This window comes from Streptomyces sp. TOM-9 (genome assembly GCF_056858595.1).
In genome coordinates this window covers 4636645-4648865 of the sequence record NZ_JBXEQB010000001.1, presented here as the reverse complement: position 1 = coordinate 4648865, position 12221 = coordinate 4636645, and the positions used below count along the sequence as shown (strand labels likewise).

12 protein-coding genes are annotated in these 12221 nt (G+C 73.3%); 10 read left to right on the top strand and 2 right to left on the bottom strand.

Going from position 1 to position 12221, the window contains the following annotated elements:
* Positions 1 to 7: 7 nt before the first annotated feature.
* From AC1VWI_RS21555 to AC1VWI_RS21510, 10 genes are all read left to right on the top strand, one after another.
* A complete protein-coding gene (locus AC1VWI_RS21555; protein WP_499512649.1) occupies positions 8 to 838 on the top strand; it encodes an aldose epimerase family protein in 831 nt (276 codons plus the stop codon).
* 10 nt (positions 839 to 848) lie between these two features.
* Complete coding sequence (gene pyrE, locus AC1VWI_RS21550) at positions 849 to 1388, top strand: orotate phosphoribosyltransferase (protein WP_499512648.1); 540 nt, start codon at positions 849 to 851, stop codon at positions 1386 to 1388.
* Between the two features lie 190 nt (positions 1389 to 1578).
* Complete coding sequence (gene fbaA, locus AC1VWI_RS21545; RefSeq protein ID WP_499512647.1) at positions 1579 to 2601, top strand: class II fructose-bisphosphate aldolase; 1023 nt, start codon at positions 1579 to 1581, stop codon at positions 2599 to 2601.
* 74 nt (positions 2602 to 2675) lie between these two features.
* Entirely contained in the window at positions 2676 to 3089 is a 414-nt protein-coding gene (locus AC1VWI_RS21540) for a DUF3151 domain-containing protein (protein WP_499512646.1), read from the top strand.
* A gap of 206 nt (positions 3090 to 3295) precedes the next feature.
* On the top strand, positions 3296 to 4129 hold the full coding sequence (locus AC1VWI_RS21535) for a tryptophan 2,3-dioxygenase family protein (protein ID WP_499512645.1): 834 nt from the start codon (positions 3296 to 3298) through the stop codon (positions 4127 to 4129).
* Complete coding sequence (gene kynU, locus AC1VWI_RS21530) at positions 4122 to 5345, top strand: kynureninase (protein ID WP_499512644.1); 1224 nt, start codon at positions 4122 to 4124, stop codon at positions 5343 to 5345. Before AC1VWI_RS21535 ends, kynU begins: the two co-directional genes overlap by 8 nt.
* A 3-nt stretch (positions 5346 to 5348) precedes the next feature.
* Positions 5349 to 6293 carry an alpha/beta hydrolase family protein gene (locus AC1VWI_RS21525; protein ID WP_499512643.1) on the top strand — a complete coding sequence of 315 codons (945 nt, stop codon included), beginning with the start codon at positions 5349 to 5351 and terminating at the stop codon, positions 6291 to 6293.
* 95 nt (positions 6294 to 6388) lie between these two features.
* On the top strand, positions 6389 to 7681 hold the full coding sequence (locus AC1VWI_RS21520) for a sensor histidine kinase (protein ID WP_499512642.1): 1293 nt from the start codon (positions 6389 to 6391) through the stop codon (positions 7679 to 7681).
* Entirely contained in the window at positions 7678 to 8346 is a 669-nt protein-coding gene (locus AC1VWI_RS21515) for a response regulator (protein ID WP_499512641.1), read from the top strand. Before AC1VWI_RS21520 ends, AC1VWI_RS21515 begins: the two co-directional genes overlap by 4 nt.
* Before the next feature lie 23 nt (positions 8347 to 8369).
* Complete coding sequence (locus AC1VWI_RS21510) at positions 8370 to 9587, top strand: cytochrome P450 (protein WP_499512640.1); 1218 nt, start codon at positions 8370 to 8372, stop codon at positions 9585 to 9587.
* A gap of 53 nt (positions 9588 to 9640) precedes the next feature.
* On the opposite strand, the gene AC1VWI_RS21505 is transcribed toward AC1VWI_RS21510, so the two are convergent.
* Positions 9641 to 11224 carry an ABC transporter permease gene (locus tag AC1VWI_RS21505; protein ID WP_499512639.1) on the bottom strand — a complete coding sequence of 528 codons (1584 nt, stop codon included), beginning with the start codon at positions 11222 to 11224 and terminating at the stop codon, positions 9641 to 9643.
* Positions 11221 to 12162, bottom strand: coding sequence for an ABC transporter ATP-binding protein (locus AC1VWI_RS21500; RefSeq protein WP_499512638.1), 942 nt, complete (start codon positions 12160 to 12162; stop codon positions 11221 to 11223). Before AC1VWI_RS21500 ends, AC1VWI_RS21505 begins: the two co-directional genes overlap by 4 nt.
* Positions 12163 to 12221: the final 59 nt, after the last annotated feature.

Genomic DNA, 12221 nt, shown 5'->3' with positions numbered 1-12221 from the left:
CTGTGCCGTGGCCACGGATGAGACCCCTGACGGGCGAGACGACGAGCACGCAGTCCAACTCGAAGCCGGACCGGCGCGGCTGACGATCCTTCCGGATCTCGGCTGCCGAGTCGGCTCGCTGACCGTCGGCGGCGTCGAGCTGCTGCGGCAGGGCCCCAACTTCGGGTCCTTCCCGATGGTCCCGTGGTGCGGCCGCACCCGGGACGGGCAGTTCCGCAACGGCGGGGTGCTGCACCAGATGCCGCGGGACGCGGGCCCGCACGCCATCCACGGCACCGGCCGGCACGTCGCCTGGCAGGAGGCCCCGGGCGCCACCGGCACCAGCGCCTGCTTCTACTACGACCTGGCCGAGCCCTGGCCGTACAAGGGCCGGGTCAGCCAGCGCTTCGAGCTGTCGCAGGACCGTCTGGACCTCACGATGAGCGTGGAGACCACGGACGACTCCTTTCCGGCCCAGGCCGGCTGGCACCCCTGGTTCCTGCGCAACCTCGGCCGGGGCGGGCAGGACGCCCTGATCGACTTCACCCCCGGCTGGATGGAGGAGCGCGGCGAGGACCACCTGCCCACCGGCCACCGGGTGGAGCCGGGGCCCCGCCCCTGGGACGACTGCTTCGGCATGCCGGACGGTGTGGACGTCACCCTGACGTGGCCGGGCGAGCTACGGCTGCGGATCACCAGCCCCGCCGAGTGGGTCGTCGTCTACGACGAACAGCCCCCGGCCATCTGCGTGGAGCCGCAGTCGGGCCCCCCGAACGGGCTGAACACCGCGCCGCGCCTGGTCACCCCGATCGACCCGCTGGAGATGCGCGCCACCTGGGCCTGGGAGCCGCTGGGCTAGGCTCGTGGCCATGAGCGACGCGCGTGATGCCCTGCTGCAGCAGATCAAGGACAAGGCCGTGGTGCACGGCAAGGTGACCCTCTCCTCGGGTCTCGAGGCCGACTACTACATCGACCTGCGCCGGATCACGCTGGACGCCGAAGCCGCTCCGCTGGTGGGTCAGGTGATGCTCGACGCCACCGCCGACCTGGACTTCGACGCCGTCGGCGGGCTCACCCTCGGCGCCGACCCGGTCGCCACCTCGATGCTGCACGCCGCCGCGGCCCGCGGCCGCCGGCTGGACGCCTTCGTGGTGCGCAAGGCGCAGAAGGCACACGGCATGCAGCGCCGCATCGAGGGGCCGGACATCAAGGGCCGCCGGGTGCTGGTGGTCGAGGACACCTCGACCACCGGTGGCTCGCCGCTGACCGCGGTGGAGGCCGCGCGCGAGGCCGGCGCCGAGGTCGTGGCCGTCGCCGTGATCGTCGAGCGGGGCGCCGCCGGGGCCATCGCGCAGGCCGGTCTCCCGTACGTCCGCGCCTTCGGTCTGGACGATCTCGGCCTGGGCTGATTGGCCGTCTGACCTGCGCTTTCCCTCAGGGGTGAAGGGTTTCACGTGAAACCCTTCACCCCTGAGGTATGTCCGTGCTGCGCAGTGTGTGGAGCTCTCGCGCAAGTCTGCCAAGATGGGGGCGACGATGACGTCGATCCCAGGTCAGGGTCACTCACCGAACAACCCGCACATCACAAGGAGCGGACAGATGCCCATCGCAACCCCCGAGATCTACAACGAGATGCTCGACCGGGCGAAGGCCGGCAAGTTCGCCTACCCGGCCATCAACGTGACCTCGACCCAGACCCTGCACGCCGCGCTGCGCGGCTTCGCGGAGGCGGAGAGCGACGGCATCGTCCAGATCTCGACGGGCGGCGCCGAGTTCCTCGGTGGCCAGTACAAGAAGGACATGGTCACCGGTTCGGTGGCGTTGGCCGAGTTCGCGCACGTCGTCGCCGAGAAGTACCCCGTCAACATCGCGCTGCACACCGACCACTGCCCGAAGGACAAGCTGGACGGCTACGTGCGCCCGCTGCTGGCGATCTCCCAGGAGCGCGTGGCGGCCGGCCGCAACCCGCTGTTCCAGTCGCACATGTGGGACGGCTCCGCCGAGACCCTCGACCACAACCTCGCCATCGCCCAGGAGCTGCTGGCCGAGGCGGCCAAGGCGAAGATCATCCTCGAGGTGGAGATCACTCCCACCGGCGGCGAGGAGGACGGCGTCACCCACGAGATCAACGACAAGCTGTACACCACGGTCGAGGACGCCATCCGCACCGCCGAGGCGCTGGGCCTGGGCGAGAAGGGCCGGTACCTGCTCGCCGCGTCCTTCGGCAACGTCCACGGCGTCTACAAGCCGGGCAACGTCGTGCTCCGTCCCGAGCTGCTGAAGGAGCTCGCGGAGGGCGTGGCCGCCAAGTTCGGCAAGCAGGACCCGTTCAACTTCGTATTCCACGGCGGCTCCGGCTCCACCAAGGAGGAGATCGCCACCGCGCTGGAGAACGGCGTGGTCAAGATGAACATCGACACCGACACGCAGTACGCCTTCACCCGCCCGGTCGCGGACCACGTGCTCCGCAACTACGACGGCGTGCTGAAGATCGACGGCGAGGTCGGCGACAAGAAGACCTACGACCCGCGCAGCTGGGGCAAGCTGGCCGAGGCCGGCATGGCCGCCCGCGTCCTCGAGGCCTGCCAGGACCTGCGCTCCGCCGGCACCAAGCTCAAGTAACCGCCCCGCACGGCGGTACGCACCGGGCCCGGCCCTTCCACGCGGAGGGCCGGGCCCCGGCCATACTGGAACCCATGGCCATTCACGAGAACCTGCTCGGGGGACCGCCCCCGACGAACCTGCCCGACGACCCCGAGCCGCGCGAGCTGCTCGCCTCGGGAGCGGCCCCCTCCGAGGTCGCCGCCAAGTACCCGGTGTCCTCCCTGGCCTGGGCGCAGCTCGCGGACGACGCCTTCGAGGGCGGCCGGGTCGTCGAGTCGTACGCCTACGCCCGCACGGGTTACCACCGCGGCCTGGACGCGCTGCGCCGCAACGGCTGGAAGGGCCACGGTCCGGTGCCCTGGGAGCACGAGCCCAACCGCGGCTTCCTGCGGGCCCTGCACGCCCTGGCGCGCGCCGCCCAGGCGATCGGCGAGCAGGAGGAGTACGAGCGCTGCAGCACCTTCCTGCGGGACTCCTCCCAGACCGCCGCCGACACCCTCGGCTGAGCCACCGCCCCGCCGCCGACCACGGCATCCACCCCCGACCTGTCCGGCGCGCGCGCCGGGCAGGTCTTGCCGTAGCGTGCTCTGACCACGCATGATGCCCGTTGGGCCCGGCGCCGGTAGAGCGCGGGCCCGAGGGGACCGGGGTCCCGCCGCGACGGCGCGCGGGACAGACCGCTACCCGGTAGCTCGTATCCACGGAGACACCGATGTCCCACCGCCCCGACGTTTCCCAGGCGGCCCCCGAGGCCCCGAACCTGGACTTCGAAGGGACCACCCCGTACGAGGACTACGTCCAGGCCGACGTCCTCACCCATCTGCAGCACCCCCGCTCCGACGACCCCGGCGAGATGGTCTTCCTGGTCACCACCCAGGTCATGGAGCTGTGGTTCACCGTCATCGTGCACGAGTGGGAGACCGCCTCCCGTGCGCTCGCGGCCGACGACCTGCCCACCGCGCTGGCCGCGCTCAAGCGCAGCACCTACGAACTGCAGTCGCTCAACGCCTCGTGGGAGCCGATCGCCCACCTCACCCCGGCGCAGTTCAACGCCTACCGCGCCGCCCTCGGCGAGGGCTCGGGCTTCCAGTCGGCGATGTACCGGCGCATGGAGTTCCTGCTCGGCGAGAAGTCCGCGTCGATGCTGGTCCCGCACCGCGGCGCGCCGCGGGTGCACGACGAGCTGCAGAAGGCGCTGCACGAACCCAGCCTCTACGACGAGGTGCTGCGGCTGCTGGCCCGCCGCGGCCACGACGTCCCGCAGCGCGACGACCTCTCGCAGCGCTACGAGGCCGACCCGGCGGTCGAGCGGGCCTGGCAGGCCGTCTACTCCGGTGACCAGGAGGACGAACTCGTCCGGCTGGGCGAGGCGCTGACCGAGGTGGCCGAGCTGGTGTGGCGCTGGCGCAACGACCACCTGGTGGCGACCCGCCGCGCGATGGGCGCCAAGACCGGCACCGGAGGCTCCGCCGGGGTCTCCTGGCTGGAGAAGCGCGCGACCAAGAACGTGTTCCCCGAGCTCTGGACGGCCCGCAGCCATGTCTGACGCGATGAAGCCCACCGAGTCCCCGGCGGCGCGGGCCGCCCGCCTCGACACCGCCGACGAGCTGGCCAAGCTCCGCGACCGCTTCGTGCTGGACGACGTGGTCTACCTGGACGGCAACTCGCTGGGCGCGCTGCCCGCCGGGGTGCAGGACCGGATGGCGGACGTGGTCGCGCGCGAGTGGGGGCAGATGCGCATCCGCTCCTGGACCGAGAGCGGCTGGTGGACGGCGCCGGAGCGGATCGGAGACCGCATCGGCGCGCTCGTAGGCGCCGCCCCGGGCCAGGTCGTGGCCGGCGACTCCACCAGCGTCAACGTCTTCAAGTCCGTCGTCGGCGCCGTCCGGATGGCCCGGCAGAGCGATCCGGCCCGTGACGAGGTGCTGGTCGACGTCGCCACCTTCCCGACGGACGGGTACATTGCGGAGTCCGCCGCCCGTATGACCGGGTGCGCGATCCGCGCGGTCGACGCCGCGGAGGTCGCCGCCGCGGCGGGCCCGCGCACCGCCGTCGCGCTGGTCAACCACGTGGACTACCGCACCGGCCGGCTGCACGACCTGCCGGCCACCACCGCCGCCGTGCACGCGGCCGGCGCCCTGGTGGTCTGGGACCTCTGCCACACGGCCGGGGCCCTGCCGGTCGGCCTGGACGAGCACGGCGTGGACCTGGCCGTCGGCTGCACGTACAAGTACCTCAACGGCGGCCCCGGCGCGCCCGCGTACCTGTACGTCCGCCGTGACCTGCAGCCGCGCTTCGACTCCCCGCTCCCCGGCTGGAACTCCCACCGCGACCCGTTCGCGATGGAGGCCGCCTACCGGCCCGCCGACGGCAGCGTCCGGGGCCGGGTCGGCACCCCGGAGATCCTGTCGCTGCTGGCGCTGGACACGGCCCTCGACGTCTGGGACGGCGTGTCCCTGGACGCCGTGCGGGCCAAGAGCCTCGCCCTCACCGACTTCTTCCTGGAGTGCGTCGCGGCGTACGTGCCGGACGGCGCCGTACGGTCGGTCACCCCGGCCGCGCACGCCGAGCGGGGCAGCCAGGTCGCGCTGCGTTGCTCCGGCGCGGGCGCGGTGATGGGGGAGCTGATCGCCAGGGGCGTCGTCGGCGACTTCCGCGAGCCGGATATCCTCCGCTTCGGATTCACCCCGCTGTACACGCGCTTCGCGGACGCCGAGCGGGCGGCGCGGGTGCTGGCCCAGGTCCTGGAAGGGACGCGGTAACGCATGTCCGATCCCACCTCGTCGAGCGACACCATTCCGGCAGGCGCCGACGGCCGCGCCGACGCGGTGGGGCCCCGGTCCGCTCCGCGGGACCCCGCGGAGCGGGCCGCGGCCGAGGAGGCGTCCGCGTTCTCGCACGCCCCCGTCCCCCCGGACGCCACGGCCGCCTACGGCGACCACCCGGACCAGGTCGTGGACTTCTACCGTCCGCGGCCCGGGGCGGACGGCACACGGCCGGGGCCGCTGGTCGTGCTGCTGCACGGCGGCGCCTGGCGGGCGCCGTACGACAGGACGCACGTCTCACCGCTCGCGGACCTGCTCGCCCGGCACGGCTTCGCGGTGGCCTCGGTGGAGTACCGCCGGGGCAACGGCGGTACGGTCGCGGGCCGCTGGCCGGACACCTTCGACGACGTGGCGGCCGCCACCGACGCCGTCGCGGCGCTGGCCGTGGCCGCCCTGGGCGAGGACACCGTCGACGTCCGGCGGATCGTGCTCACCGGTCACTCGGCCGGTGGCCACCTCGCGCTGTGGGCGGCCGCCCGGCACGTGCTGCCGGCCGGGTCGCGCTGGCACCGCCCCGGCGCGCCCACGCTGCGCGGGGTGGTGGCGCTCGCGCCCATCGCCGACTTCGAGGCCGCCGTGGAGCGCGACGTGTGCTCCGGGGCGGTCGCCGAACTGCTGGGCGGGCCCGAACTGCTCGCCGAGCGCCGGGCCGAGACCGACCCGGCGGCGCTGCTGCCCACCGGCATCCCCGTGACCGTCGTGCACGGCGACCGCGACGAGGTCGTACCGCCGCAGGTCGCGGAGGCCTTCGCGGCGGCATCGGCGAAGGCGGGGGAGGAGGTCCAGCTGACCTTGCTTGCGGGCGTGGGCCACTTCCCGGTGATCGACCCGGCGGCGGACGCGGCGGCCGTGGTCGCCGAGGAGATCGCCCAGCTCGCCTGGTGAGGCGTCCTCCTGCGGGAGGTCCTACTTGAGGATGACGCCGCCACATCGTCTTCGCAGGTGACGACGGCGACACGCGGATTGCCTACCGTGAGAGCGTGACCGAGACAAGCCAGACCTCGCTGCGGACCGAGCTCCGCATGGCCCGCGGCGCCCTCAGCGGGCTGCGGCACGACCTGATCACCGACGGCTTCGCCTTCCGGCCGATGCCACCGCTGCGCGAAGGGCACCCGCTGCTCGCCGTGGTGCCGCGCAGGCTCCGGGGGTACGGGCGCTGGATGCCGCACGCGGCGCTGACCTGCTTCACGGTCTTCCTGATGTTCGTCTCGACGGAGAGCGTGGGCGGGCCGGGCGGCTTCGTGCTGGCCCTGCTGGTCGGTGTGCCCCTGCTCACCACGATGTTCCGGCCGATCGGCGCGTGGTGGCTGTCCGTCGGTGCCGCGGTGCTCACCGGGGTGTTCGGCTCCGGCTGGGCCTCCACGTATCCATGGACGGACGCCGGCTTCGTCTCGCACCTGACGGTGCTGGGCGTGGTGGCGGCGCGCACCCGGGCGCGGGTGGCCGCCGAGATGTGGCTGCTGACCGCCGCTGTGGCGCTGGCCTTCCAGGGGCTGTCGAGCGGGTACGGCTCGGACCCGTTCATCATGATCTTCCTCTCCGCCGTCGTGGTGTCCGTCGTGTCGGCGGTGCGCGGGCTGCGCCAGTCCCGGCAGGAGGTCGCCGCCCAGGTCGCCGTGACCGAGGTCGAGCGGACCCGGCGCACGCTCCTGGAGGAGCGCACGACCATCGCCCGTGAGCTGCACGACGTCGTCGCCCACCACATGTCCGTGATCGCGATCCAGGCGGAGGCCGCGCCGTACCGGGTGGAGGACCCGCCCGAGGAGCTGACCAAGAGCTTCTCGATCATCCGTGAGAACGCCGTCATCGCCCTGACCGAGCTGCGCCGCGTCCTCGGGGTCGTACGGGCCGAGGACTACCAGGCCCCCGACGCGCCGCAGCCGACCCTCGCCGACCTGGACCGGCTCGTGGCCAACGTGCGCGAGGCGGGGCTGGAGGTGGAGCGGACGGTGACCGGCGCGGTGCGCGAGCTGCCGCAGGGAGTCGAGCTGTCGGCGTACCGGATCATCCAGGAGGCGCTGAGCAACAGCCTGCGGCACGCGCCGGGCGCCGCCGCCCGGGTCGAGGTCAGCTACGTCCTCGGCGGGCTCGGGCTGCGCGTCGTCAACGGCCCGCCGCGCGGCCTGGTGAAACCGTCACCCGGAGCGGGACACGGCATAGCCGGCATGCGGGAGCGGGTGGCGATGCTGAGCGGCGAGATGACCGACGGGCCCACCGAGGACGGCGGCTACGAGGTCTGCGTGTTCATCCCGGTCCCCGGGGAGCGTGCATGACCGGGAACACCATCCGGGTGCTGATCGCGGACGACCAGATGATGGTCCGCGAGGGCTTCTCGGTGCTGCTGGGCGCCCAGCCCGACATCGAGGTCGTCGGCGAGGCCGTCGACGGACGGCAGGCGGTCGAGCAGGTGGCGGCGCTGCGGCCGGACGTCGTGCTGATGGACATCCGCATGCCCGAGCTCAACGGCCTGGAGGCCACCCGCGAGATCGTCGCCGCGGACGCCGACGCGAAGGTGCTCGTGCTGACCACCTTCGACCTGGACGAGTACGTCTACCAGGCGCTGCGCGCGGGCGCCTCCGGCTTCCTGCTCAAGGACGCCTCGGCCCGTCAGCTCGCGGACGGCGTGCGGATCGTGGCGGCCGGCGACGCGCTGCTCGCCCCGGCGATCACCAAGCGGCTCATCACCGAGTTCAACCGGCTGGGCACCCCCCGGCCGCCCGCCCAGGACCGGGTCGGGGAGCTCACCGAGCGTGAGACCGAGGTGCTCGTGCTGGTCGCCCAGGGACTGTCGAACGCGGAGATCGCCGACCATCTGGTGGTCGCCGAGTCGACGGTCAAGACGCACGTGAGCCGGGTCCTGGTGAAGCTGGGGCTGCGCGACCGGACCCAGGCGGCGGTCTTCGCGTACGAGGCGCGGCTGGTCACCCCGGGCGGCTGAACGGCGGAGGGTAGTCTCCGCACATGAGCAGCACTGCCACCGCCTTCGACCCCTGGTCGCCGCAGTTCGTCGCCGACCCCTACCCCGCGTACGCCCGGCTGCGCGCGGAGGGGCGCGCGCACTGGTTCGAGCCGAGCCGGCAGTGGCTCATCCCGCACTTCGCGGACGTCAGCGCGCTGCTGCGGGACCGGCGGCTCGGGCGGACGTACCTGCACCGCTTCACCCACGAGGAGTTCGGCCGCACCGCGCCGCCGCCGGAGCACGAGCCCTTCACCACGCTCAACGGCAACGGCCTGCTCGACCTGGAGGCCCCCGACCACACCCGCATCCGGCGGCTGGTCTCCAAGGCGTTCACCCCGCGCACGGTCGAGCGGCTCACGCCGACCGTGCAGCGGCTCGCCGGGGAGCTGGTGGAGCGGCTGGTCGCGGAGGGCGGCGGCGACCTCATCGCCACGGTCGCGGAACCGCTGCCGGTGGCCGTCATCGCCGAGATGCTGGGGATACCGGCCGCGGACCGGCACCTGCTGCGGCCCTGGTCGGCCGACATCGTCGGGATGTTCGAGCTCAACCCCTCCGAGGAGGCCGCGCGCCGGGCGGTCCGCGCGAGCGAGGAGTTCTCCGCCTACCTGCGCGAGCTGATCGCCGAACGCCGCAAGGCGCCCGGCGAGGACCTGATCAGCGCGCTGATCGCCGCGCACGACGAGGGCGACCGGCTCACCGAGCAGGAGATGGTCTCCACCTGCGTGCTGCTGCTGAACGCGGGCCACGAGGCGACCGTCAACACCACCGGCAACGGCTGGTGGACGCTCTTCCGGCACCCCGAGCAGCTGGCGGAGCTGCGCGCGGCACCGGAGGAGCTGCTGCCGACGGCCATCGAGGAGCTGCTGCGCTTCGACACCCCGCTGCAGATGTTCGAGCGCTGGGTGCTGGACGACATCGAGGTGGGCGGCACGGTGATCCCGCGCGGCAGCGAGGTGGCGCTGCTCTTCGGCTCCGCCAACCGTGACCCGGAGCGCTTCCCCGACCCCGACCGGCTGGACCTCTCCCGCGCCGACAACCCGCACATCACCTTCGGCGCCGGCATCCACTACTGCCTCGGCGCGCCGCTGGCCCGCATCGAACTCGCCGCGTCCTTCACGGCGCTGCTGCGCCGCGCCCCGCGGCTGGAGCTCGCGGCGGAGCCCGCCTGGAACGAGGGCTACGTCATCCGCGGTCTGCGCGAACTGCGCGTCACCTGTTAGGTCCTGTCCTCCGGATCGCTGCGGGACCCGGCCCGGTGGCCGGGTCCCGCGGCTCACGCGGTGATGTCGCGGCGGCGCAGCGCCGCGAGCCCGAGGGCGGCGAGCGCGAGGGCCAGCACGGTGAGCACCGCCAGCGGGGTCACGGTGACGTCCGCCGACGGCACCTTCGGCAGGTGCGTGAAGACGGACAGGTCCATCACCCATGGCGAGAGCTTGAGCGCCGGTCCGTAGAGCCCGATGGCGAGCGTCAGTGACGCCACCCCCCAGCTCGCCCGCGCCGCCTTCGGTGCCGCGCCGTACAGCAGCAGCGCCACCGCGGCCACGCACCAGACCGCGGGCAGCTGCACCAGGCCCGCCCCCGCCAGCCGCCACATCTGCCCGCCTGTGTCGCCGGCCGTCGCCCCGTAACCGATTCCCATGGTGAGGCCGGAGACGGCCATGAGGAGCACGGATCCGGCGAAGGCGAGCAGCGCGTGGCCCGCGGCCCAGCGCACCCGCCCCACGGGCGTGGCGAGGACGGGTTCGGCGCGGCCGGAGCTCTCCTCGCCCTGGAGCCGGAGCACGGCTTGGACGGCGTAGATCGCGGCGATCATCCCCATCACCCCGGTCATGGAGGCGAGGTAGGAGTCGACCAGCCCGGAGGCGCCGCCCATGTCGCGCATGACGTCGGCGAGCTGCTCGTTGCCCCGGACGAGGTCGGCCGCCCCGTTGGCGAGGCCGCCGAGCGCGCCGCCGCCCACGGCGAAGCCCGCCGTCCACCCCCACAGGGAGCCGCGCTGCAGCCGCCAGGCCAGCGTCTGTGCGGAACGCAGCCGGGGACCGGCGGTGGCCGGGCCGGGGCGGGACGGCAGCAGGGAGGCGTCGATGTCACGCCGGGCCACCAGGGCGTACGCGACGGCGACGAGACCGGCGGCCCAGGCCGCGAACAGGGCGGCCACCCACCAGCGTTCGTCCGCGTAGGGGCGTATGTTCTCGGCCCAGCCCAGCGGCGAGAGCCAGGTCAGGGTGCCGCTGCCGGCGTCGCCGACGGCACGGGTCAGGAAGGCGAGGCCCAGGACCGCGCCCGCGATGCCCCGCGCCGCACGCGCGCTCTCCGTCAGCTGCGCCGTGACGGCCGCGACCGCGGCGAAGGAGCAGCCCGCGCCGGCGAAGGCGATCCCGAAGGCCACCGCGCCCCGCGCGCCCTGCCCGAGCAGGGCCGCGGTGACGAGCAGTCCGAGGAGCAGCGAGGCCCCGATGCCGGTGACCAGGGCGGCGGCCAGCGGCGCCCGTCGTCCGACGGCACCCGCGCCGACCAGCTCCAGCCGGCCGGCCTCCTCTTCCTCCCGGGTGTGCCGTACGACCAGGAGCATCGCCATCAGTCCGGCCAGCGCCGCACCGAAGGCCATCATGCGCCAGGCCGTCAGGCCGCCGATGCTCGTGTCGAACACCGGCCCGTACAGGGCGCGCAGCGAGCCGTTGCCCGCCGTGCTCGCCGCGACCCCGGCGCGCTCCGCCGGGGTGTCGTAGAGGCCGCCGAAGGCCGAGGCGGTGGACGCGACCAGCAGGGCGATCGGCACGACCCACGCCGGGATCATGACGCGGTCCCTGCGCAGCGCGAGCCGGGTGAGCGTGCCCGTCCCGGTGAGCGCGTTCATCGTCGGGCCTCCGCGTCGGCCGCGACGGCGCCGGTGGTGCCGGCCGGGCCGGCCGGGCTGTCTTCGTAGTGCCGCAGGAACAGCTCCTCCAGCGTGGGCGGCGTGCTGGTCAGGCTGCGCACGCCCGTCTCGCTCAACTGCCTCAGCACGGCGTCGAGCTTGTCGGTGTCGACCTGGAGCCGGACGTGGCTGCCGCGCACGTCGAGGTCGTGCACGCCCGGCAGTTGGCCGAGGCCGTTCGGCCGGCCGGCCAGCTCCGCGGTGACCGAGGTGCGGGTGAGGTGCCGCAGTTCGGTCAGGCTCCCGGTCTCCACCGTGCGCCCTCCCCGGATGATGCTGACCCGGTCGCACAGGGCCTCGACCTCGCTGAGGATGTGACTGGACAGCAGCACCGTCCGGCCGCGGTCGCGTTCCTCACGAACGCACTCACGGAAGACCTCCTCCATCAGCGGGTCGAGGCCGGAGGTGGGCTCGTCGAGTATCAGCAGGTCCACGTCGGAGGCGAACGCGGCCACGAGCGCCACCTTCTGCCGGTTGCCCTTGGAGTACGCGCGGCCCTTCTTCGTCGGGTCCAGCTCGAAGCGCTCCAGCAGCTGCCGCCTGCGGGCCTCGTCCAGCCCGCCGCGCAGCCGCCCCAGCAGGTCGATGACCTCGCCCCCGCTGAGGTTGCGCCAGAGGGTGACGTCACCCGGGACGTACGCCAGGCGCCGGTGCAGGCTGACGGCGTCCCGCCACGGGTCGCCGCCGAGCAGCTGGGCGGCCCCCCGGTCCGCGCGCAGCAGGCCGAGCAGGATGCGGATGGTGGTGGACTTGCCGGCGCCGTTGGGCCCCAGGAAGCCGTGCACCTCCCCCACCTCGACGGTCAGGTCGAGGCCGTCCAGTGCGTGCGTGCGGCCGAAGGACTTGTGCAGTCCGGCCACACTGATTGCCTTCGTCATGATTCTGAACGTACAGTAGATTCACAAATTTGTGAAGTTAAGGAAGTGTATAAACTTCG

What these genes read in the sequence shown, in the direction of transcription:
- pyrE (WP_499512648.1), top strand. Translation starts at nt 849, where the DNA reads ATGAGCGACGCGCGTGATGCCCTGCTGCAGCAGATCAAGGACAAGGCC.
- fbaA (WP_499512647.1), top strand. Translation starts at nt 1,579, where the DNA reads ATGCCCATCGCAACCCCCGAGATCTACAACGAGATGCTCGACCGGGCG.
- AC1VWI_RS21540 (WP_499512646.1), top strand. Translation starts at nt 2,676, where the DNA reads ATGGCCATTCACGAGAACCTGCTCGGGGGACCGCCCCCGACGAACCTG.
- AC1VWI_RS21535 (WP_499512645.1), top strand. Translation starts at nt 3,296, where the DNA reads ATGTCCCACCGCCCCGACGTTTCCCAGGCGGCCCCCGAGGCCCCGAAC.
- kynU (WP_499512644.1), top strand. Translation starts at nt 4,122, where the DNA reads ATGTCTGACGCGATGAAGCCCACCGAGTCCCCGGCGGCGCGGGCCGCC.
- AC1VWI_RS21525 (WP_499512643.1), top strand. Translation starts at nt 5,349, where the DNA reads ATGTCCGATCCCACCTCGTCGAGCGACACCATTCCGGCAGGCGCCGAC.
- AC1VWI_RS21515 (WP_499512641.1), top strand. Translation starts at nt 7,678, where the DNA reads ATGACCGGGAACACCATCCGGGTGCTGATCGCGGACGACCAGATGATG.
- AC1VWI_RS21510 (WP_499512640.1), top strand. Translation starts at nt 8,370, where the DNA reads ATGAGCAGCACTGCCACCGCCTTCGACCCCTGGTCGCCGCAGTTCGTC.
- AC1VWI_RS21505 (WP_499512639.1), bottom strand. Translation starts at nt 11,224, where the DNA reads ATGAACGCGCTCACCGGGACGGGCACGCTCACCCGGCTCGCGCTGCGC.
- AC1VWI_RS21500 (WP_499512638.1), bottom strand. Translation starts at nt 12,162, where the DNA reads ATGACGAAGGCAATCAGTGTGGCCGGACTGCACAAGTCCTTCGGCCGC.